We start from the raw sequence: 21,609 nt of genomic DNA, 5'->3' as shown, positions 1-21,609 counted from the left end.
GAGAGTCAGCGCGCTGGGCGAAGGTGTGTCTCAGCGCTTCGCTCGCGCGGCCCGCAGGCCGTTCAAGATGACGATAACTTCAGCGACCTCGTGAACCAATACGACGGCGGCCAGACCCAGCACGCCGCTAATCGCCAGCGGCATCAACACGATGATGATGGCCAGAGACAGCACGATGTTCTGGTTAATAATCCTGCTGCCTCGGCGGGCATGCTGCAGCGCCTGCGGGATCAGCCGGAGGTCGTGGCCGGTGAAGGCGACGTCAGCGGACTCGATTGCGGCGTCAGAACCGGTTGCCCCCATCGCGATGCCCACCGTCGCGCCCGCCAATGCCGGCGCGTCGTTGATGCCGTCGCCGATCATCGCCGTCGGCGTCTTGGCGGAGAGCTCGGCGACGATGCTTGCCTTGTCCTCTGGACGCAGCTCGGCGCGCACGTCGTCGATTCCGGCGATTTCAGCCAGCGCCCGGGCGGTGCGAGTGTTGTCGCCGGTGAGCATGCTCACTTCCACGCCGTTGGCGCGCAGGGTCTGCACAGCTTCGGGCACCTCGGGCCGCAGTTCGTCGCGGACCCCGATCGCCCCGGAGAGGGCGTCATCGACGGTGACAAGGACGCAGGTTTGGCCCTCGGACTCCATGCGCTCAACGTCTGCCTTCAGTGGCCCGGCGTCGATCCACCGGGGACTGCCCACAAGTACCCGTCGACCTTCGACGGTGCCGCCGATGCCATGCCCGGCTTCCTCGCTGATGTCCAGGGCAGCGGGCGCTTCGGGCCCCGCTGCCGCGATCGCAGCGGCGAGGGGGTGCGTCGATTGCTGCTCAACTGCCGCCGCGAAAGCAAGCACCTGAGCCCGATCGAATCCGTCTGCCGGGACCACGTCGGTAACCTCGGGCTGGTTGCGGGTAAGGGTTCCGGTCTTGTCCACCGCCAGGTGACGGATGCCGCCGAGTCGCTCGAACGCCGCGCCGGATTTGATGACCACGCCGAACTGGCTGGCCGCGCCGATCGCGGCCACGACCGTCAGCGGCACGGAGATTGCCAGCGCACACGGCGATGCTGCGACCAGGACCACCAACGCGCGGGTGATCCACGTCTCGGGGTCGCCCAGCAGCGAGCCAATCATGCCGACCAGCACCGCCAGGATCATCACCCCGGGCACTAGGGGTTGGGCAATCCGGTCGGCGATCCGGGCGCGGTCGCCCTTTTCCGCCTGTGCCTGCTCGACCAGGTCCACGAGTGTGGTCAGCGAGTTGTCCGTTCCAGCTGCGGTCGTCTCGACCTCCAGCACGCCGGCGGAGTTGATTGCTCCCGCGGGCACCTCGTCGCCGGGCGCAACCTCCTCCGGAATGGATTCTCCGGTGATCGCTGAGGTGTCAAGGCTGGAGCGCCCAGACCGAATGATGCCATCCGTGGCAATCCGCTCTCCGGGGCGCACGAGCATCAGCTCGCCAGCCACGAGGTCCTTCGCTGCGACCTCAACCGACGTGCCGTCGCGCAGCACCGTCGCGGTCTGCGGTACCAACTTCAACAGCGCCCGCAGTCCGCCCTGTGCCCGATCCATCGCCTTGTCTTCCAGCGCCTCGGCGATCGAGTACAGGAACGCTAGCGCCGCCGCCTCTCCGACGTAACCGAGGATTACCGCGCCGACCGCGCTGATCGTCATCAGCAAACCAATGCCGAGCTTGCGCTTCGTGGCAAGGTTCCGGATAGCGCCGGGCGTGAACGTATACGCCCCTAGCAGCAGGCCGATCCAGAACAGAACTGTCGCGGGTGTCTCTAGTCCGGACCAGTCCAGCGCCAGACCTATGCAGAGGGCTACGCCGGAGAAGATCGGCAGTAGCAACTCGGGGTCCTTCCACCATGGCCGATCGAGATCTTCGATCTCCGTGGCTGGTTCGTGTTCGCATCCACATGCTGAACTCATGCGTCCGCTCCTTTTCCGTCGCAGCCGGGCACCGAGCACTCAGGGTCGATGCACGGGGCGTTTTCGTCGACAGCCAACGTCGCGTTCACTAGTGCGTTGAGCGCTGTCGCGAGGTGCGGATCGGCGATTTCGTAGCGTGTCTTGCGGCCCTCCGGCTCGGCGACGACGATGCCGCAGTCACGTAAGCAGGTCAGGTGGTTCGAGACGTTCGAGCGGGTCAGGTCCAGGTCGCGCGAAAGCACGGCCGGGTAGCTCGGGCCGTCGAGTAGGGTGATCAGGATTCTGGAGCGCGTCGGATCCGCCATGGCCCGGCCGAGCCGGTTCATGACGTCGAGGCGTGAAGCAATAGTCAGCATATACTGAACTATACGGCAATTGCTGAACTATTCAACACGCACTGAACTGACATTGAAGCGAAGAGCTTGCGAACTGCAGGAATTAGTCGATGAGATAGCCGGTAACTGGGCCTTCGTGATTCGGCTGCCAACCCAACGCGGGGGCGACATGCGTGGCGAAGTTGTCCAAGATCTTCACGTTGACGTCGACGCCATCCCGGTGAGGCCCTCGCTTCTGCTGTAAGTGATGCCACATGTAGGAAGGTGTTCGGCAAGGTAGTCGCCGTTGAACCACGGGTACTTCCTGGATCCGGGCAGCTTGCGCACATCCACGATGGATGCCACACCGGCAGCTTTGATCATTTCAGCGAAGTCCTCGAACTCGAGGTTGGAGTGGCCCACGGTGAAAATGCGCATGTCGCCAATGCTACGCGCCAAGCGGTTACACCCACATCGGCTTCACGAATGAGAAGGTGACTTTGCAACGACACGTCGTGGAGTTTAAGTGCAACGTGTAAAGGTTTTTCAAGCATCGCGCGATGGGGACGTGGACCCACGATTGCAGGGTCGACTGCGACGGAGTGACCATTGTCTGGCTCAGCCAAGCTATTGACTCTGCGATGCTGCGGATGTGCCATCAGACTCTTCGTGCTGAATGCGTGAGGCATGCAGTCGGGCGTGGGCGATGGCGTCAGGGGTGTTGTCGAAGACGTGATTCTCGTGTGCAAGCTGGTCGAATACGCCGAGTTCGCGCAACACCGGAATATGTTCGGGCTTCGTGGCTGCGAGCAGGACTCTGGTACCGCGGCGTTCGAGGCGCCCGATTGTGTCGGCGAGCATCTGGGCGCCGGTGGCATCGATCGTCGTGACGTAGCGCATGCGGAGTACGACAACCTTGACCGACGAGGCATCAGCGAGCTCGAGGAGGAAATCGTGCGCTGCGCCAAAGAAGAGAGGGCCTTCCATACGGAAGGCGGCGATGTGCTCGTCGAGGAGCTCGCGTTCCTTGTCGCGGTGGTCCCCCTCGTCTAGTGGGGCGGCTTCCAACACCGCAGTGCGGGCGGTCTCGCGCAGTGCGAAGAAGCCCGCCATTACAAGGCCGATGAGTACGGCGACGACAAGGTCGAACACGACGGTGGCGGCAGCTGTGATGAGCAGGGTCGCCCCGTCGCCCTTGGTGGCGCGTATCACCGAGCGGAGGTTCCGCGGGTGGATCATCTGAATCGCAGTGGCGATGAGCACGCCGGCGAGCGCGGCGAGAGGAATCTCGCCCACCCACCGGGCCGCGACGAGCACGGCCACGAGCAGGAGCAGCGAATGGAACACCGCTGCCAGGCGTGTGCCTGCGCCTGCACGCACGTTGACGGCAGTTCGGGCAATCGCGGCGGTTGCGGGAATCCCGCCGAACAGGGGCGCGACGACGTTGGCCACGCCCTGCCCGAAGAGTTCGCGGTCGGGATCGTGCCGGTCGCCGACAGTCATTGCGTCGGCAACCGTCGCAGACAGCAACGATTCCAGCGCACCGAGAGCTGCGACGGCGACCGCTGCAAACAGCAATGAATCCAGGTGCTCCCACGGAATCTCTGGCCAGCGCGGAGCAGGCAATGTCGACGGGATGTAGCCGATTGTCTTCAGGCCGCTGTCTGCCAGCATGTTGATGGCTGTCGCTGCAGCTACCAACACTAGCGCCGCGGGGAAGCCACTACGGACGCGCGCAGCAAGCACGATTCCAGCCGCTACTGCAAGGGTCATCACGGGCGCCTGCCATGCCGGAGCATCTAACCAAGCATTGATTGAGCCCCACGCCAACCCGAGGACTTTCTCGCCCTCCACGTCAACACCAAGTGCTGCAGGCAGCTGTTGTAAGCCGATGATTAACGCAATACCGGCGGTGAAACCTTCGACGACAGGTAGTGGCATGTACTTCATCGCGCGGCCAGCGCCGGTGAACGCCAGTACGAGCAGCATGAGCCCTGCCAGCACGCCGACGACGAGAACCCCATCGGCACCATGGTTGGCCACGATGGGGATTAACACGACGGTCATTGCGCCGGTCGGGCCGCTTACTTGGACGTTACTACCGCCGAAGATCGCGGCCAGGATACCCGCAACGATGGCCGTCGTAATTCCGGCCGCCGCGCCGACACCGGACGCAACGCCGAAGCCGAGCGCGAGAGGGAGTGCGACGAGGGCCACCATGAGGCCTGCCGAGAGGTCGCGCCCAATCGTCGCGCGGGACCAGTCCGAGCGGCGCGGTGCGAAACGCAGGGCACGAGATTGGAAGCCCACCGTAGAGGCGGCGGAGGAGGGGCGGGTCATGCTACTTTCTTGCTCCTTCAGGGCTCAATGACACTCAAAGGATACACAAGGTGTCATCCTCCGACGGCCGCATTCCCGGTTCTGGCCGAGGCCTCATGTCGACGGAATAAAACTTCCTGACCTGGCGGGAGTTCGCTGGAGCGTTGTCGCGGTGCTTGGAGTGACGCGTGTGAGCCGGTGTCCGAAGAGCAGACAGCCCGGGAGAATCGGTACCAGTGCCATACAGTGCGCGACACCACTGCTCATAGGACGGGCCCGACGGCGGGCTGGGGGGGGCGAGGGCCGGCTACCGGATCCGGGCTTTCGCGGCGACGAGCAGCAGGGCGGCGTGGTCGACTTCGCCGTTTTTGATCTCGCGATTGAGCTTGTGTAGCACCACGGGGCAGCGCAGGCAGCGGATGCCGGATTTGCAGCACTTCTTCTTCGGCGTCATTGCGGCCAGTTTGAAGGGGTCCTTGCCGGCGAGCTTTTTCGCGGCCTTGGCCTCGGCCTTCGAGTATTCGGGCAGGCGTAGCGAGGTCGTTGCCGCAGCCTTTTTCTTGGTTTTGGCGGCGTGCGTCTTCTTGCCCTTGTCGCCTTTCTTGCCCTTGGCCATGCGCGTTCCCTTCGTCGCGAATTTTCCTGAATTAGGTTAGCGTCACCTCATGCGATGTGGGTAGGCGTGGGTGTATGGCGGGTGTATTCGGCGTGGTGTACGACGACCGACCAGGTTGTAGAGATTCTGCGATACGTGCTTAAGGCGTAAGGCCTGCAGAATTAAGAGCCAAGACAAAGGGCGACTTCGGAAGGCAATTCCGAAGTCGCCCTTTGCTTAGTCAATACTGCGCGGAACAAAACCGGGCAGCAACAAGCCTGCTAGGAGATTGCGAAGCCAGATGCTGGTCCTGGCTTTTCGACGGGCTCGCCAGCCTCGTCGACCATCCAGTCGATTTCCAGCTCCAGCTCGCGCTCGATGCCAGCACGCTTTCGGGAATCGACGACTTCCATCGTGGTATTAAACGATGTCGGCATGGTCATCGTCACCGCGGACTCACCAGTGCCGAGAGTCATTTCCCCGGCGCGGATGCGAGCTGCCAGCGTCTCCAGCAAATCCGCGAGCTCATCGCGGCTGAAGCTTGCCTTGCTCTTCACCAGCTTTTGATTCTTCGGGGGTGTAATTTTTTTAGGTTTCGGTGCCATGTCTTTACTTACCTTTCCAGCCGTGTAGGTATTTGTGCAGTGTGGAGAATCGGCCGTCACTCCACACTGTCTTTGAAGATGGTCTAGAAAGCTTTCAGGAAGCCTGTCTATCCCCATTATCCCAATAAAAAGCGGTTTTTACCGGGCTAAATAACAAGAGGCTAGAAATTTCTATAGGTAGGTTATAAATTGTGGAAAATCCCTACGCTATGCTCTGGGGTGCAAGGTCCTAAGTGCCTTAGGTTAGGAGCTCTAGTAACGGCGCCCTTGGGTAGCGCCTCAAACGTGTCGACCGACAGCAATAGGGGAGGAGTAAACGTCACATGGTGTCACCCGACAACATCCTGATGTACCTTCTGCCTGAGCAAGAGGCGCAGGTTAAAGAGATATTTGTGCAACTGGCAGAGCGTGGATTCCCGCAGCAGAATCAAAAGCCCCACATCACTGTCACCTTCGCACCGACCATGAGCCCGGAGGTAATCCAACGAGCAGCCGAAATTCTCCCACCGCTGATGCCTGCGGAATTCCGCAGGGTAGGAACGGTAGTGTTCGGCACAAAGAGTAAACAGACTGTCGCATGGTTATTAGAAACAAGCGATGAGCTGGAAGAAGCCGCTCGTGAGATCAGTCGTCTTAACCCTGAAGGTCGCGGCTCCCGCTGGATTCCGCACCTGACTATGGGGCTGCGAATCCCGCGGGATATGGTTCCCGGTTACGTCCGGGCTCTTGATGAACTAACAAGCCCGCACTTCAAAACTCTTAGTGCACCACGCGCTGCGTTCTGGAGCCCCAAAGTGCAGGAATTAACGGAGTTTTAGCGCGCCGCACGCCGCAACTTTTCAAAAGCAGCGCAGCCAAGCGGCCACTAAGCGGCGTCCATAATCTTCTTTGCCTGGGCATCGAAGACCTCCAAGGCGCGCTTCTTTGCCGCTTCCTTGGACTCTGGGGTCGCCTGTGCAAGTTCCATCGGTTGTGTCGCATTTTCCGCGCCGGTTGATGGAACGTCTGGAATCGGGGCAGCGGACACCATCACCATCACGCCATTGACAACGCCGACAATGTCGTAGCTGGTGGCATCAGTATTAGTGCCACCGGAGCTAATGTCCACAACTGTCGCGTGTGCAGTGACCTCATCTGGCTTGACGGAAAGATCCGGCTCCCACTTTTCCCGGTGCATTTTCATGGTGGTTGTCATATCCATGTCATTGAGCATCTCCTGCGCCTCAGGAGGAAGTTCCTGGCCTTCCATGGATTCGTTTACGAGGTCGGAAGCATCCATCGAAGCGGTCACCTCAGAGCACTTGTTAAGAACATCTGTGTACTCCTGGTAGGTCTGAGGGTTCTTCAATACTGAGACAGCGATGGTGACCTTTTCCGCGTCCAAGTTAGCGAAAGAACTGACAGCTCGCTCCAATTCTTCCGTTGGCTTGATGAAAGTGGCACATTCGGCCGGCTCTATATCTAAAGAATCCTCCGAAAACATCTCCATTGCGTCCTTGTACCCATTAATCCTGTTGTTGGAGAAGTCCACACCTTGAACTTCATTAGTGAGCAGGAGCTGATCTTCGGCTGCAGCTGGAGCTGACCCGTCTGCCTTTGTCATCTTGCTGGTCGACTCTTTGCCTGCCTTGCCACCGGCATTGTTGCTTTCTTCTCCCGAGCCGCATGCGGTGAGCAGGGCGGCGCTTGTACAACCTGCGACGACGGTTGTCGCAATTTTCTTCCACATTCCAGAGCTGCGCTGCTTCATGATTCCTCATTCCATCGAGCTGAATTTCAACAACCTATGCAACCTGATCAGATGTCCTGAGCCGGAGCCAATCTTTTGTGAAAGAAAGAATACAAGAGCTCGCCTCAGCACGCTTCCCAATATCAAGAATTTCAGTCGCGTCTGCTTCACGACGCTCCGTCGGACCTCACCGCAGACTGTGCAACCTTTGCCACGGGGTACGTGGATACCAACGCAATAATCGCACCGAAGATGAAAACGGGCACGAAACCGAATTTCGGTGCCGCGAAAGAAATAACAAAAGGAGCGAAGAAACCAACATAGGTCAGCGAATAGTAGATAGCAGTGGCAGCACCCAGCTCAGCAGGCGGTGCGATAATTTGCACTTCGCGGAGGCCGGAGACCATCATTACGCCGTACGCAGCACCGAGGGCCAGAGCAGCGGGGAAAACGCTCCACACATTCTGGGTGAGTACGACGATGAGGCTGAGCAGCATTCCGACCGTCGTTAAGCCAAGACCGAAAATAGCTGGTGGGATAAAGCTGCTGGAACTGATGCGAGTGACCAGTGGTTGCACCAAAACGCCGGTGCCCATCGTGATACAGGCGATGAGCCCGGCGAAGGCGATGGGGTAGTGGGATTCGGCGATTGTTGGCAGGACGACGAAGGATGTGCACGCAGCGCCGAAGACCCACGGTGCCCAAGCGGCGACTGCCCACAGGAACCTCGGGCTAAGCGTGGCGGAGGAGAAGAACCGTTGCGGAGAGTCGCTGTGCGCTGCGTTTGGAAGTCCTACGGAAGCGTTCCATGTTATTGGTGCGATAAAAAGCAGCAGTGCGAGATGAACAAGATAGGGGATGACATCAGGGCGCGGGGTGAATTCTGCGACCAACCCGGAAGCCAGGGGGCCGAGGGAGAATCCGGCGGAGAGTGCAACGGTTGCGCGCCGGGCAGAAATTTGAGGTGCGACGGGCGCAATTTCTTTGATCCACGAGGCACCGGCGGCCATTACCATGCCCATCGAAATGCCGATGATAAGACGTCCTACCAGAAGTGATGGGAAGTGGAACCAGATGCCGGTGAGTAGGACGGCTGAGCCAACGGCAGAGGTTATGAGTGCAGGCCGGATGATGGCGCGACGGCCGAGCCGGTCGGAAAGTGGGCCGCAGATGAGTAGCGCGGGGATGAGTCCTGCGACGTAGATGGCGAAGAGAAAGGTGACCTGGGACTGGTTGAGAGCATCGGTTATTCGATACGCGGGCAGGAGTGGTGCGAAGAGGTTGGCTCCAAACGCAACCGCGAACATGCCCAGGGCTACCCGAATCCAGTCTCGTATCACGGTTGCCTCCTGAGGGCTCTCATCTGTGGGGATAGAACAGTGTGGTAACAACAATAGGCCAGCTAGCAAACGCTAGCTGGCCTATTGAGTTACTCGGGTCGTCTACCCAAGTTAGTCGCCCTAGTTATTGGCGGCGCCGAAAAACGCGGTAATCGGCGAGAAGAATCCCTTGGACTTCTTTGACTTCTTAGCTGCCTTTGTCCTGCCAAGAATGCGCTCAGAGATGCGGTCGGTGAGGACACCTACCAGCTTGCCGCTGCGGACGACGGGCAGCTCGCTGAGCGGCCCGTCAATAAGCTGGCGAGCCCTGATTGCAGCTGGATCCTCGGGCTTGACAAAGACCTTCACCGGGGCGCCGACGGTGTTCATGTAGGCATCGCGGTCGGCGTACTCACGGAGTTCCTTCAGCGTAATATCGCTGGTCAGGTAGCCTTCATCGTCGACGAGGAAGACACAGGTATCGTCATCGAGACCAGCAAATTCGGCTGCGTAGGTGCTCAGTGCCTCACCGACCGTGATGTCCTCCGGCAGCGCAATGTAAGAATCCGTCATGTGCATGCTTACGGTGTCAGGCAGGAGGCTGTACGGGCTGATTGAAGACTTCGGCTTGAAGAAGTTGGCGATGGTGTTCTGTGTCTGTGTCATTGTGGATCCTTTTCCAGGTATCCCAGCTCCTTTGCTAGGAGGGAATTTCTGTTGATTGAAAAATTATGGCTCCCCGCCTAAGAGTGTTGGCAATGTAATGCCGTAACTAAAGGTGGCCACTTGAGATGGACCCTTGCTTCGAGAGTCTTTCGAAACTCTCGATAAAGTGCAGGGCAGCGGCCTATGTGGATATAGGAGCCTTACCTAACGAGGTTGTTCGCTACGCAAAGGTTAACACAAGGTTACGTACACAGTAAAGAGGAATGAACGAAAAGCTTCCTAAAGGTGGCGGGAGTTATAAGCCCATGAACTCTCGAATTGCTGGCCATTCGGCATCGGCTTGCGCCCGGCCGAGCTCGTAGTTGTGCAGCAGCTTCGACCGCCTCCGCTCCGCCTTTGTGATGCTCATGTTATTGGCGTAGAAAACATATGCTTGGCCTTTTCGTTCAAGCTCAGCAGCCCAATCGAGAGAAGCGTTGTAGCGCTCGTGTCTAGTGATAAGCAGCTCAGCCACCACCGGGTTACTGCGGAAAATCTGGCGCAGTAGCTGTGGGCGCTTAGGGGCGGTGCGACGGAATCCTTTCGGGCGAGTCAGGACGATGAGGAACTTCTTGAAACCATCTGCTTCGGCGGCATTAATGGGAATGCCACCTGATGATCCCAGTGCACCGTCGACGAACGGAACGCCATCAATATAGGGCATACGCATGACACCCGGAATCGTCGAACTGGCGCGAGTGTACTTCATCAGCGTAGGTAGATCTGGGATATCGTCCGGCCCCCAGTTGATGGTCTCGCCCGTATCCGCTCGGACAGCAGAAATCCGGTAGGGAGTTGGATTGTTCTTAAAAGTCTCGTAATCCAGGGGCATGGCGCCGTCGGGAAGTCCCGCGTCTTCGTAGATGTACTCGGCATCGAAATAGCCCCGCCCGCGCAACATTGGGCGCCAGCCACTGCTGTTCGGCTGTGCGATGAAGTCAGTGAAGCTATTTATAGAGCGCTGGATATCCCGGGAAAGGTAATTGACCACGTGAGAGGCGCCGGCGCTTACGCCACCGACCCAGCCGACATCGATGCTCTCGCGAAGTAGCCGCTCGACGAAAGGTGCCGTGTAACTATTGCGAGTCCCTCCGCCCTCGAAGACTAATGCCACATCGCTGACCTGCATTTACATCCCTCCGGTTGTTCTCGCGCTGCTGCCTTTCGAGCGTTACGATCGTTCAAGACTACCCGAACGTCACCATATTGGATTTCGGTTAGCGTAGTTTACGGCGCATCTTGGAGGATGACCGGCAGCAGCCCCTCTCCCATATCTGGGTTCGGCAGTACGCCCTCCGGGTCGTAGAACAAGATCTCCTTGCCCTCGTGGCTCAGACGTCGCATCGCTTCCAGAATCAACGTGCGTCCCACCGGGTTGACAATGCCAACGCGGCTGACGTCGAAGACAACTTCGCTTTCCGACGGTGTGGAAGTCGCCAACCTGTTGAGAACAATCTCGGCCGCAGTGAAGTTGACGGGGCCCTGAATCTCGATGATCGAGCGGCCATTGCTGACGCGTGTACCGCGCAGCGCACGCGAACCAATCGCATCGGCATCCATGAGATGAAGACCCAAATCTTCGGAGAGCTTCCGGAAAATGGCAATGCTGCGGACGCTATTGCCGTGGTCGTTCAATCGCGGCGAAAAGGCTGCGAGCCCCGCCTGTCCAGGCAGCGCTCCCAGCAAGCCGCCGGCGACACCGCTCTTGGCGGGAATCCCGACGTCGGTAAACCATTCACCGGCCTCGTCGTACATGCCGGCAATAGCCATCACGGACAAGACTCTGCGAACAACCGAGCGGCCGAGCACAGTCTGATTGGTAACCGGGTTAACGCCACCGTTGGCCAACACTGCGGTCATCATGGCGACATCGCGAGTGTTGACCAGCACGGAGCACTGTGCGGTGTAGCCGCGGACAGCATCGTGGGGCGTGGTTTCGATGAAACCGTAAGCTGCCAGCATATGTGCGATGGACATGTTTCGATGGGCAGTGTCCATTTCGCATTCATAGGCATCGTAGTCAACGCGAAGCTTACGGCCAGCCAAAGTCGAGAGAAGCTCCACCATGTGCTTCGTGCGAGTCTTCCAGTTGGCACCTGGCTGGCATACGAACTGGTTGATGGCCAGTGCGCCGACATTAATCATCGGATTTTTTGGTCGGTGCGTGCCCTGCTCCAGCGACAGCTCGTTGAAAGCCTCACCGGAAGGTTCGGTGCCCACAATGCTGTCGATTTTGTCTGTGCCGTGCTCGGTGATGGCTGCGGCATAAGCGAAGGGCTTGGACATCGACTGAATGGTGAATTCAGTATCGGTGTCGCCAGCGGTATAGGTGCGCCCTGACACGGTGGTCATAGCAAGCGCGAGGCGGTCGGGATTAGCTTGGGCAAGGGTGGGAATATAGTCCGCTACCTCGCCAGACTCATCGGGGCGGACGGATTCGACGATTTCGGACAAGTAATCTTTGATCGGCGTTTTCATCAGATTCTGCTAAGCATCTTTCCTGGGCTGAAAAATCCCGGTTGAGTCAATGGAGTCCCGTTCGAACCTACACCAGGCGAGGTCAGCCACTGATGCTCACCTCTGTGCACTCTCACCGTGCGCGCCGGAAAAATCGGCATATCCTGGGGTGTGTGAAATTCCTCAACAATCAGTCCGCGCCCTACGAGTTGACCTACAGCGATGTCTTCATGGTGCCGTCAAAGTCATCCGTCGGCTCTCGCATGGGTGTCGATTTAGCCACCGATGATGGCACCGGCACAACCATTCCGATTGTCGTCTCCAATATGACGGCCATCTCCGGTCGCCGGATGGCCGAAACCACCGCTCGCCGAGGCGGAATTGCCATCCTGCCGCAGGACGTCCCAGCTGACATTGCTGCTGAGACCATCCGCAAGGTCAAGTCCGCTGGGCTGGTTTTCGACACTCCAATCGTCGTCAAGCCTCACCACACCGCGGGGTATGCGCGCCATCTTCTGCCGAAGCGCGCGCACGGTGCGGCAGTGGTGGTGGAAGACAACAAACCGGTTGGTCTGATTACCGGCCGTGATCTGGCGGGCGTTGACAACTTTGCGCAGGTGGGGACGCTCATGTCCACTTCGCTATTTACGCTTCCGGCCGATATTGAGCCCCGTGACGCTTTCGACCAGCTCACCGCATCCGGGCGCAAACTCGCTCCGGTGGTGGATGCCGATGGCGCGCTGGTGGGTATCCTCACGCGTAAAGGCGCGCTGCGGGCGACGCTTTACAAGCCGGCTGTCGACGCGGAGGGCAAGCTGCGCGTCGGTGCGGCGCTTGGCATCAACGGTGATGTTGAAGGGCGCGCGAAGACACTGCTCGACGCAGGTGCCGACGTGCTCGTTGTCGATACCGCCCACGGTCATCAGGAATCGATGCTCCGTGCTTTACGACGAGTCCGCGCGCTCAACCCACCTGTGCCAATTGCCGCTGGCAATGTCGTGACCGCCAATGGTGTTCGCGACCTAGCGGAGGCGGGAGCCGACATTATTAAGGTCGGCGTCGGTCCGGGTGCGATGTGCACAACCCGAATGCAGACCGGAGTTGGGCGTCCACAGTTTTCTGCCGTGCTCGAATGCGCTGCAGCTGCCCGTGAATGCGGCGTGCATGTCTGGGCTGATGGTGGAGTGAAGGACCCTCGCGATGTTGCGCTTGCGTTGGCTGCGGGTGCGTCCAACGTGATGATTGGTTCGTGGTTTGCCGGTACCTTCGAGTCCCCAGGTGATGTCCAAAAGGACGTCGACGGGCGCATGTTCAAGGAGTCGTTTGGCATGGCTTCACACCGTGCGGTGGAGAGCCGAAATGCACAGGTAGAGGCCTTTGAGAAGGCCCGGCGCGAGATGTTCGAAGAGGGCATCTCGACTGCGAAAATCTACCTGGAGCCAGGCCGCGAAGGCGTGGAGGACCAGATCGATCGCATTATCTCGGGCGTACGTTCTTCGTTCACATACGCGGGTTCGGCCACCATCGAGCAGTTCGCTGAGCGGGCAGTGGTGGGAATTCAATCCGCTGCGGGCTTTGCGGAAGGAATGCCGAGGGCGACGCGGTAGCCGTCGTCAAGCCTCTCGGGGCTAAGCCGACTAGCGGTGCTGCGGGCCAATTGGTAGGTATGTAAAGACGTTGTTAGGACGTGTTTAGTACCACGTGCAAGATTGGGGAGGGGCTGGCGATTATGGGTCGGCAGGTAAGAGAAAACAGTGCTGTAACGGAGTCTGGATTGGTAGCAGGAAACGGTGCTAGAGCAGGAAGCGGGAACGCATTTTTCGCCCGCGCCCGCGTTACTGATTCCGATTTGTGCCCGTGTGGTGGGGGACTCTACGGGCAGTGCTGTGGCCCGCTGCACCGCGGTGAGCGGGAGGCAGTGACCGCAGCTGAGCTGATGGCCGCGAGGTACAGCGCTTACGCTGCCCACGAGGCGGACTACATCTGGCGGACGTGGCATCCGCGCTACCGCCCGGAAGTTATCAATGTCGATGACAGTGTGGAATGGGAAGGACTCACCATCATCAACGCTGTCGATGGTGGCGAGGATGACCGCGAAGGCATCGTGGAATTTGAAGCGGCCTTTCATGACCATGACGGTGTCGGCACGATGCACGAGCGTTCTCGTTTTGTTCGTCGTGCGCGACGTTGGGTCTACGTCGACGGCGAGGTCACGTACTCCTAAGCATCAGACTTGTTGTGCTTGCCGTGGCCGAATGGCAGCACGGCGACAATCGCCACAATGATTGCTCCCCAGATGGCGCCGAAAATCAGTGAGCCGGTGGTGTTGGCCAACCAGCCGAGGAAGCCACCGGTAAACAGCTGCTCAAGGTTGTGGACCAGCTGGTAGGGGAGGTGCCAGCCCAGCTCGTCGAGGCCGACCACCATGATGTGGCCACCGACCCACAGCATGGCAAACGTGCCGATAATACCGATTGTGTTCAAAACGATTGGCATGGCTTTGACCAGCGCCGCACCAAACTTGCTGATACCGGCTGACTTCTTGGACTGCAGGTGCAGGCCAATATCATCAATCTTGACCAAGAAGCCCACCACGCCGTAGACCGCAAGCGTGATGATGAGTGCGACCACAATAAGAATCAGCGCGCGATTGAGCAGTGGCTGATCAGCGACCTCATTGAGAGAAATCACCATGATTTCCGCAGAGAGAATCAAGTCTGTGAAAATTGCAGACTTCACCAGGGAATCTTCATTCTGTGGTGTGCGGTTGGTCGCCGCCTCCATCCGCTCCTGCTCAGTCTGATCGGGAGAGATTCGGTGCTTAATCTTCTCCCAGACCTTTTCCATGCCCTCAAAGCACAGGTAGGAGCCGCCGAGCATCAAAATCGGCGTCAGCGCCCAGGGCAGAAACTGACTTAGCAGCAATGCAATCGGCAGAATAATGACAATTTTATTGACCAAGGAGCCCTTGGCGATACGCCAAATAATCGGCAGCTCGCGTTTCGGCGAGACACCCTCGACGAATTTAGGCGTTACCGCAGCGTCGTCAACCACAACACCGGCGGCTTTAGCGCTAGCTTTGCCGGCCGCAGCCGCAATATCGTCTGTTGTTGCCGCTGCAGCACGTGCAATCGTGGCAACGTCGTCAAGCAGCGCGACAAGTCCGCCTGCCATAAAAACCTCCCGTATTGGAGGACGCGACCAGGAGCCGTCGTCGTATCAAAGAATTACCGGAGCAATTTTAACCGCTTTCCCGGATTGACTCTGTGTTGTCGCTAGGGCGTCGATATCCTGTCGATAGTTCACGTGCTCCTCTGAACGTGGGCACGTGGCAAGATATAGGCCATGAACGCTTCCTTCTCCGAAATCTACCGACAGGTCAATGCGGACAACTCGGACAACGCTGGCACCGGGGCAGACACCAGCAACGACGCCCACTCCGAGGAACAACAGCGCCCGGCGCGCCCCCGCATGGCACTGGTAGTCGTCGACGCTCAGAATGATTTTTCCGCGGGTGGCGCACTTGCCGTCGACGGTGCTGAGGCAGCGTACACCGCTACATATCTGCATGTTGCGGGCACAGCGAATAAGTACTCGGTTCTTGCGACCACCCGTGACAATCACATCGACCCAGGCACGCACTTCTCTGAAACCCCGGATTTCGTCGATACCTGGCCGAAACACTGTGTTGCAGGTACCCCGGGCGCAGAGATTCACCCCGGCATGCAGCGCGCCATCGCGTTTTTTGAGCAGCTCAACCCCGCTGCTGTGCGTATCGATGTCACAAAAGGGGAGTACGCCGCCGCCTACTCCGGTTTCGAGGGAACAACGGAGGCTGGCGTTTCGCTTGCCGACGCTCTCCGCGCCTCTGACATCGAAGAAATCGATGTGGTGGGAGTTGCGACTGACCACTGCGTCCGCGCCACAGTGCTCGATGGCCTCAAGGAGGGCTTTTCCGTTCGTGTTCTGAGCAATCAGGTCGCGGCGGTGGACCCGGAGCGCGGCAAGGCTGCACTAGCGGAATTGGCCGCGGCGGGCGCGACAGTGGTGTAGTGCTGCGACGTTGACCGTCAAACAATCCGCCTAGCCGCTTAGCTAGGCGCCTCGGCAGCCGCCTAGTTAAAAGTCACCATATCCAGGTCGACCTCGCGGAGGTGGCGGTGGTTGGACGCTGTTTCCACATAACGCCCTGCATGGGCGATGAAGCCCTCTGCTTCCTCGGCGGAGAGTTCACGACGCACCTTGGCGGGAACGCCTGCAGCCAGCGACCTGGGGTCGATAATCTGATCTTCCAACACCACGGCACCTGCAGCAATGAGGCTGCCAGCGCCGATACGGGAACGCGAAAGCAGGGTGGACTTCATGCCGATGAGGCAACCATTTTCAACCGTGGTGCCGTGGACCAAGGCCATGTGTCCGACGGTGACATCATCGCCGAGAATTGTGGGCACACCTCGGTCGACATGGACTGTGGAGTTGTCCTGAATATTGGTGCGCTGGCCGATGCGGATCGGTGCGACGTCTCCTCGGAGAACAGAACCGTAGAACACGGAGCTATCCGCACCGATTTCGACATCACCGATAATGACCGCGCCGGGCGCAATCCAGGCGCTGGAATGAATGCGTGGGGTCTTATCTTGGTAGGTGAGAATGAGCGGAGTGTTCATCATACAAACCAATATAACTGTCACCTGAGGTCAGCGTAAGAAAAATTCTCAGCGAAACTCTATTCGTCGAAGGGTGCAATTCTGCTTGGACGCGCCTACAGTGGGCGACATGATTTTTATCGTTGTGAATTACCAAGTTAAGCCGGAATTTGCCGACGAATGGATGGACCACGTCGCTGAGTTCACCGCTGCCACCCGCGCAGAGGCTGGCAACAAGTGGTTTGAATGGTCCCGCAGCGTAGAAGACCCCAACCAGTACATCCTCGTCGAGGCATTCGATGATGACGCTGGTGAAGCCCACGTCAATTCCGAGCACTTCGCCAAGGGCCTGGAGGCGATGAAGCCGCTGCTCGCTGAGACCCCGAAGATTGTCTCGCAGGTACTGCCAGATAAGCAGGACTGGGATCGCATGGGCGAGCTGCAGGTCGACTAATGTCCTCAGACACCATTCGCGATAGCGCAGCCGCTTCCAGCAGTGACACCTATTCTCTGATTGGGCGTGGCCTGCGTATTGGCTCCGCTGTGCTGGCCTCTGCTCTCGTCGTTGGTCTCAGTGCTTGTGGGGATAGCGATGAGGCAGCCCTGGAGGGTAGCCAAAATCAGTCAAGCCAGGAGCAGAGTGCTGTTGCCTCCACTGCCGCCATTCGGGATAACTTGGCTCAGCTGGCGGCAGATACTGCGGCGCTGAAGAAAGCATCGCAGACACTAATTGCAAAGGAATCGGTCTCGGAAGAGACTCGAAAGATTGCGCAGCAGGCGGAGCCAATCTTTGCTGAAGAGGAAGCGCAGCTAGTCAAGACTCTCGGCGTCGATGTTGATCCGTCGGAGACCAAGCTCGACACCGCCACCATGACTCGCCTCGAGAACGAGGAGGGGCCACACGCAGATATGGCTTATCTGACGTTGATGGAAGGCAGCCTGGATAAGATGCTCGGACAGTGGGAAGAGCTGGAAAAGCATGGCGGAAACGACCTGCAAGAGTTGGCACGCTCTTCTCAGCAGCAGCTGGAAGATATTCAGCAGGCGCTGGAAAAACGTATGCAGTACTAGCCGCTGCCCAAAGCTCGGGGGGGGGGGAATTCAAGTAAAAAGTCCTGCAAAGCGTGCCCGGGGAACCGGGGAAGTGAGTAGCGTGTAAATAAAGCCAGTGCGCTGTGATCGTCGTCAAGCGAATGCGCACTCGGATGAAGCACAATGCTGGCTAATAACCCAGAGTAGAAGGTAGGAAAACACGCCAATGGCAAATAGTATCTCGCGAGTAGGTATCGTCGGCGCCGGTCAGATGGGCTCCGGAATTATTGAGGTCTGTGCGAAGGCCGGTAGCGATGTCAAGGTCTGGGAGGCCAAGGAGGAGTTCCTTGAGTCCGGTCGCGCCCGTATTGAAAAGTCACTGGATAAGGCCGTTTCCCGTGGCAAGCTAGAGCAGTCTGCACGTGATGAGATTCTGGGACGTATTAGCTTCACCACCAAGCTGGAGGACTTCGCTGACCGTGAGCTGGTCATCGAGGCCATCGTGGAGAACCCGGAAGTAAAGGCCAGCGTCTTCTCGCAGCTCGATGAGATTGTTGAGTCGGACGATGCCATCCTGGCTTCCAACACCTCCTCGCTGCCGATTCAGTCCATTGCCGCAGCCACCAAGCGTCCGGAGCGCGTCATGGGTCTGCACTTCTTCAACCCGGTGCCCGTTCTGCCTCTGGTAGAGCATGTCGTTACTCTGACGACCGGTGATGTTCAGTCGGAGCGTGCGTACGAGTACGCTTCCGAGGCGCTGGGCAAGACCGTCATTCGCGCTAAGGATCGCTCGGGCTTCATTGTTAACGCCCTGCTGGTTCCGTACATCCTCGGCGCTATCCGCATGCTGCAGGACGGCATTGCTACCGCAGAAGACATCGATGCCGGAATGGTCAATGGCTGTGCGCACCCGATGGGTCCGCTGACTCTGGCCGACATGGTTGGTCTGGACACCATCAAGTTCATTGCCGATGCCATGTTCGATGAGTACAAGGAGCCGACTTACGCGGCACCTCCACTGCTCAAGCGCATGGTTGAGGCGGGTCACTTCGGCCGCAAGTCCGGCCGTGGCTTCTACGACTACTCCAAGTAGTCCACGCTTTTAGCCCCGTTTGGGGCGAGTATTGAGTTCTTACCGGTTGACGGGCGTTTCTCCCGCCAACCGGTTTCTTTTATGCATTTATCAGTGAAAACCCGGAGTCTGATGGGGACAGCTCCCACGATCGGCGCTAGCATTTTGAAAACTTGTTTCTTTTCAACGCGCCGAAACCTCACAGTGCGCTTAACATAAGTGAAGATTTTGTCAGACCTTGGCTTATAGAGCACTTCACAACTGGTGCCTCCCACGCAGCAATCTGGAAAGGAATGCTTCAGTGTCTTCTTTGAAGCCGCACAAGCGCACTGCAACACGTACTCGCGTCGGCGCTGCTACCGCAGCAATGGCAGTTGTAATGGGGCTTACACCGGCAACGGCCGTGGCAGCTCCGGTCAACCCGTTGGCCGAGCACGGCAACCGCCTGGACTCTGTTTCTGATCTTCCAGCTAATGTGGCAGCTCCAGAGGGAATCAAGCTCCCCGGCGGTGGCTTCGAGGTCCCGGATTCCATCTCGCTGCCGTCATCTTCCGGTGAAAACACCGACCCGAATGCGCCGAAGCCAACCTCGTATCGCCCGGACCAGATTGCACGCGCGTACCCGTCGGATGCCGCCACCGATAACTGGTTCTACTTCTACGTTGTGCATCCTTTCGTGGAGCTGGAGAAGAACCACCCAGAGGTTATGGACCAGAACCTCGAAACGGTCGTCCGCATTAACAACGCTGCCAAGAATGACCCGCAGGCACAGGAACTCGCTCTTGATGACGACTACCTGGACCCACTGGCCAATATTTCCACTGCTTTCGGTGCAAACCTGGGCCAGCACTTCCGTGATGCCTATGACGAGGATCGCCTGCCGAAGGTAAAGGCCCTGCTGTCCGGCAACCTTGCTCGCGGCGGCGGTCTGGTCAGCTCGACCTTCTTCGAGAAGTACGTCTACGGCTACGATCGCCCGTTTGTGGTGGCGCCGGAGCGCATCGAGCGCTACTACCGCGAAGGTCAGGACGACCCGTACTCGACCACCCCGTCCTACCCGTCGGGCCACACCAACAAGGCTGCATGGACTTCAACCATGCTGGCCATGATGCTGCCGGAGGTTGCACCGCAGATTCAGGCGCGTGCGTCCGAGGCTGGTCATTCTCGCCTTGTCATGGGCGTCCACTACCCGCTGGACGTTATGGGCGGCCGCATGATGGGCAACCAGGCCGCAGCTGATCGTTGGGCAGACCCAGAGTTCCGCCCACTCATCGAAGAAGCCATGGATGAGCTGCGTACGGAGCTCGAGTACCGCTGTGGCGACACCATCGCCAACTGCGTTGCCAAGGACACTCCGTACATGAGCACCGCAGCTGCCGTTCAGCAGTACACCGAACGCATGACCTACGACTTCAAGCAGGTTGGCCCGGCTAACGAGCCAGTTGTTGTTCCGAAGCGGTACGCAGGTTTGCTGGAGACCCGCTTCCCGCAGCTGACTGAGGAACAGCGCAGCTCCGTCCTCGCTCAGACCGCAATCCCATCCGGCTACCCGCTCGATCGCACTGACGGTGAGGGCCAGCACGTTCGCATGAACCTGGCTCGCGCTCTGGCCGCCAACGTTGTTGTCAACGCCGACGGCAGCGTCACTGTCACCAACTAAAACGTCAACTACAAGCGCAGGGCCGCGTCAAGACGGTCCAGGGCCTCACCGAGGATTTCCGGGGAGGTCGCAAAGTTAAGCCGCACATGCCCAGCCCCGCCTTCGCCGAATGCGAAGCCGGGGTTGAGTGCTATTTTGGCGTTTTCAACCAGCCACGCAGCTGGGTCCTCACTGGCAACACCAGGCACGTCACCCAAGTCCAACCACGCCAAAAATGATGCTTGCGGTGGGGTAAAGCGAGCCTGCGGCGCAATAGTGGACAAACGTGTTCGCAGAGTCTCACGGTTGGTGCGCAGGACATCGACAAAATTGTCCAGCCAGGGCACGCCATCGCGGTAGGCGGCGGTGGCCGCGGCGACACCAAGAATAGAAGCGCCTTCGCGAACAATGAAGGGCAGCTCCAGCCAGGTTTTGGCATCTTCGTCGTTAAAGATGATTTGCGCACACTTGAGGCCGGCGGTATTCCAGCCCTTCGAGGTAGCAGTCACCGTGATAGTCACGGCCGCCGCGGTATCCGACACCGACGCGGTTGGAGTGTGAGTGCCATCTAGAACAACTGGGCCGTGAATCTCGTCTGAGATAACGCGCGCACCAAAGCGAGCGGCTAAATCGGTAATCTCACGCAGTTTTTCGGGGGAGTAGGTAAAGCCGAGAGGATTATTCGGGTTACACAAGATTAGGCAACCGGCACCGTCGGCGAAGGCGCGTTCGAGGGCGCCGAGATCCGGGCCGTCGGCAAGCGTGGGAATGCACACTGTCTCGCGTCCCAGCGCGGGACCTACCTGGAAAAACGGCATGTAGGCGGGAGTGGGGACGACAATTGCGGAATCGGGGCGGGTGAAGCGTTCAACCGCGAGTGTGACACCGCGGACGACGTCGGCGACTGCAAAGATATTGTCCGGGTTGGGACGCCAACCGTAGCGTTGTGCAGAAAAGTCCGCGGTTGCGGTCGTAAGCGCGGTGATGTCCTGCGAGAGGTATCCGAATTGTTCGCGCTGACACGCCTCGTCGATTGCGGCACTGACGGCAGGGCAGGTTGTGGCATCGGATTCGGCGACCCACAGTGGCAGCACGTCCGGTGAATATGCGGTCCATTTGACTGTCCTGCGGGAGCGGAGTTCATCGAGGGAGGGGAAAGTGACAGCGTTATTTACACTCATAGTTTCCGTGTATACAGAAAAAGCGGGAAGTCCGAAGACCCCCGCTTTATCCAGTAGCTACGGCCGCATCAGA

21 protein-coding genes and 2 pseudogenes are annotated in these 21,609 nt (G+C 58.9%); 8 read left to right on the top strand and 15 right to left on the bottom strand.

Annotated features, from left to right (window positions below):
• Positions 1-30: 30 nt before the first annotated feature.
• From HMPREF3135_RS06230 to HMPREF3135_RS11375, 7 genes and pseudogenes are all read right to left on the bottom strand, one after another.
• A complete protein-coding gene (locus tag HMPREF3135_RS06230; protein WP_070438749.1) occupies positions 31-1,923 on the bottom strand; it encodes a heavy metal translocating P-type ATPase in 1,893 nt (630 codons plus the stop codon).
• Entirely contained in the window at positions 1,920-2,279 is a 360-nt protein-coding gene (locus tag HMPREF3135_RS06225; protein WP_012359887.1) for a Cd(II)/Pb(II)-sensing metalloregulatory transcriptional regulator CmtR, read from the bottom strand. The genes HMPREF3135_RS06230 and HMPREF3135_RS06225 overlap by 4 nt, the downstream gene beginning before the upstream one ends.
• 82 nt (positions 2,280-2,361) lie before the next feature.
• Positions 2,362-2,472 (bottom strand): annotated as a pseudogene (locus HMPREF3135_RS11155) (alkane 1-monooxygenase); the annotation flags it as partial.
• 2 nt (positions 2,473-2,474) lie between these two features.
• A pseudogene (locus HMPREF3135_RS06220) lies at positions 2,475-2,675 on the bottom strand (DUF488 family protein); the annotation flags it as partial.
• 189 nt (positions 2,676-2,864) lie between these two features.
• Positions 2,865-4,577, bottom strand: coding sequence for a SulP family inorganic anion transporter (locus HMPREF3135_RS06215; RefSeq protein ID WP_049171222.1), 1,713 nt, complete (start codon positions 4,575-4,577; stop codon positions 2,865-2,867).
• A 286-nt stretch (positions 4,578-4,863) separates the two neighbouring features.
• Positions 4,864-5,172, bottom strand: coding sequence for a hypothetical protein (locus HMPREF3135_RS06210; protein WP_049170660.1), 309 nt, complete (start codon positions 5,170-5,172; stop codon positions 4,864-4,866).
• Between the two features lie 260 nt (positions 5,173-5,432).
• Entirely contained in the window at positions 5,433-5,708 is a 276-nt protein-coding gene (locus HMPREF3135_RS11375) for an amphi-Trp domain-containing protein (protein ID WP_168163235.1), read from the bottom strand.
• Between the two features lie 371 nt (positions 5,709-6,079).
• Between HMPREF3135_RS11375 and HMPREF3135_RS06200 the strand changes: the two genes are divergently transcribed.
• Complete coding sequence (locus tag HMPREF3135_RS06200; RefSeq protein WP_049170665.1) at positions 6,080-6,574, top strand: 2'-5' RNA ligase family protein; 495 nt, start codon at positions 6,080-6,082, stop codon at positions 6,572-6,574.
• 47 nt (positions 6,575-6,621) lie between these two features.
• On the opposite strand, the gene HMPREF3135_RS06195 is transcribed toward HMPREF3135_RS06200, so the two are convergent.
• The 5 genes from HMPREF3135_RS06195 to HMPREF3135_RS06175 all read right to left on the bottom strand — a co-directional run bounded on the left by HMPREF3135_RS06195 (position 6,622) and on the right by HMPREF3135_RS06175 (position 11,987).
• Positions 6,622-7,506, bottom strand: coding sequence for a hypothetical protein (locus tag HMPREF3135_RS06195; RefSeq protein ID WP_070438744.1), 885 nt, complete (start codon positions 7,504-7,506; stop codon positions 6,622-6,624).
• Between the two features lie 146 nt (positions 7,507-7,652).
• Positions 7,653-8,825 (bottom strand): MFS transporter, encoded by a 1,173-nt coding sequence (locus tag HMPREF3135_RS06190; protein ID WP_246818315.1) that lies wholly within the window; start codon positions 8,823-8,825, stop codon positions 7,653-7,655.
• A 120-nt stretch (positions 8,826-8,945) separates the two neighbouring features.
• Entirely contained in the window at positions 8,946-9,470 is a 525-nt protein-coding gene (locus HMPREF3135_RS06185) for a CBS domain-containing protein (RefSeq protein WP_049189374.1), read from the bottom strand.
• 295 nt (positions 9,471-9,765) lie between these two features.
• Positions 9,766-10,638, bottom strand: a complete 873-nt coding sequence (locus HMPREF3135_RS06180; RefSeq protein WP_070438737.1) for a patatin-like phospholipase family protein — start codon at positions 10,636-10,638, stop codon at positions 9,766-9,768.
• A 98-nt stretch (positions 10,639-10,736) separates the two neighbouring features.
• Positions 10,737-11,987, bottom strand: coding sequence for a glutaminase (locus tag HMPREF3135_RS06175; RefSeq protein WP_070438734.1), 1,251 nt, complete (start codon positions 11,985-11,987; stop codon positions 10,737-10,739).
• A 152-nt stretch (positions 11,988-12,139) separates the two neighbouring features.
• On the opposite strand from HMPREF3135_RS06175, the gene HMPREF3135_RS06170 reads away from it, so the two are divergent.
• The gene (locus HMPREF3135_RS06170; RefSeq protein WP_070438731.1) at positions 12,140-13,573 is read left to right on the top strand and encodes a GuaB1 family IMP dehydrogenase-related protein; all 1,434 of its coding nucleotides are present in this window, start codon (positions 12,140-12,142) and stop codon (positions 13,571-13,573) included.
• Positions 13,574-13,740: 167 nt separating this feature from the next.
• A complete protein-coding gene (locus HMPREF3135_RS06165; RefSeq protein WP_101738793.1) occupies positions 13,741-14,190 on the top strand; it encodes a YchJ family protein in 450 nt (149 codons plus the stop codon).
• On the opposite strand, the gene HMPREF3135_RS06160 is transcribed toward HMPREF3135_RS06165, so the two are convergent.
• Positions 14,187-15,140, bottom strand: coding sequence for a DUF808 domain-containing protein (locus tag HMPREF3135_RS06160; RefSeq protein WP_049189378.1), 954 nt, complete (start codon positions 15,138-15,140; stop codon positions 14,187-14,189). The two genes, HMPREF3135_RS06165 and HMPREF3135_RS06160, sit on opposite strands and share 4 nt — an antisense overlap.
• Positions 15,141-15,311: 171 nt before the next feature.
• On the opposite strand from HMPREF3135_RS06160, the gene HMPREF3135_RS06155 reads away from it, so the two are divergent.
• On the top strand, positions 15,312-16,019 hold the full coding sequence (locus HMPREF3135_RS06155; protein ID WP_070438728.1) for an isochorismatase family protein: 708 nt from the start codon (positions 15,312-15,314) through the stop codon (positions 16,017-16,019).
• A 62-nt stretch (positions 16,020-16,081) separates the two neighbouring features.
• On the opposite strand, the gene HMPREF3135_RS06150 is transcribed toward HMPREF3135_RS06155, so the two are convergent.
• Positions 16,082-16,636 (bottom strand): gamma carbonic anhydrase family protein, encoded by a 555-nt coding sequence (locus tag HMPREF3135_RS06150; RefSeq protein ID WP_005510604.1) that lies wholly within the window; start codon positions 16,634-16,636, stop codon positions 16,082-16,084.
• 106 nt (positions 16,637-16,742) lie between these two features.
• Here HMPREF3135_RS06150 and HMPREF3135_RS06145 point away from each other — a divergent pair, with 106 nt between their 5' ends.
• The 4 genes from HMPREF3135_RS06145 (at position 16,743) to HMPREF3135_RS06125 (ending at position 20,376) form a co-directional block, all read left to right on the top strand.
• Positions 16,743-17,066, top strand: coding sequence for a putative quinol monooxygenase (locus HMPREF3135_RS06145; RefSeq protein WP_038629105.1), 324 nt, complete (start codon positions 16,743-16,745; stop codon positions 17,064-17,066).
• The gene (locus tag HMPREF3135_RS06140) at positions 17,066-17,683 is read left to right on the top strand and encodes a hypothetical protein (RefSeq protein ID WP_048732750.1); all 618 of its coding nucleotides are present in this window, start codon (positions 17,066-17,068) and stop codon (positions 17,681-17,683) included. The genes HMPREF3135_RS06145 and HMPREF3135_RS06140 overlap by 1 nt, the downstream gene beginning before the upstream one ends.
• Before the next feature lie 187 nt (positions 17,684-17,870).
• Complete coding sequence (locus HMPREF3135_RS06135; protein WP_005510660.1) at positions 17,871-18,737, top strand: 3-hydroxybutyryl-CoA dehydrogenase; 867 nt, start codon at positions 17,871-17,873, stop codon at positions 18,735-18,737.
• A gap of 280 nt (positions 18,738-19,017) precedes the next feature.
• Positions 19,018-20,376: an acid phosphatase gene (locus HMPREF3135_RS06125; protein WP_048732746.1), complete on the top strand. Its 1,359-nt coding sequence runs from the start codon at positions 19,018-19,020 to the stop codon at positions 20,374-20,376.
• 8 nt (positions 20,377-20,384) lie between these two features.
• Here HMPREF3135_RS06125 and HMPREF3135_RS06120 read toward each other — a convergent pair whose 3' ends face one another.
• Complete coding sequence (locus HMPREF3135_RS06120; RefSeq protein WP_070438723.1) at positions 20,385-21,536, bottom strand: MalY/PatB family protein; 1,152 nt, start codon at positions 21,534-21,536, stop codon at positions 20,385-20,387.
• Between the last annotated feature and the right edge of the window lie 73 nt (positions 21,537-21,609).

The organism is Corynebacterium sp. HMSC14H10 (assembly GCF_001807105.1).
GTDB classification, from domain to species: Bacteria; Actinomycetota; Actinomycetes; order Mycobacteriales; family Mycobacteriaceae; genus Corynebacterium; species Corynebacterium jeikeium_D.
Note: the sequence above shows the minus strand (reverse complement) of the source record. Positions and strands in the feature narration are given on the sequence as shown.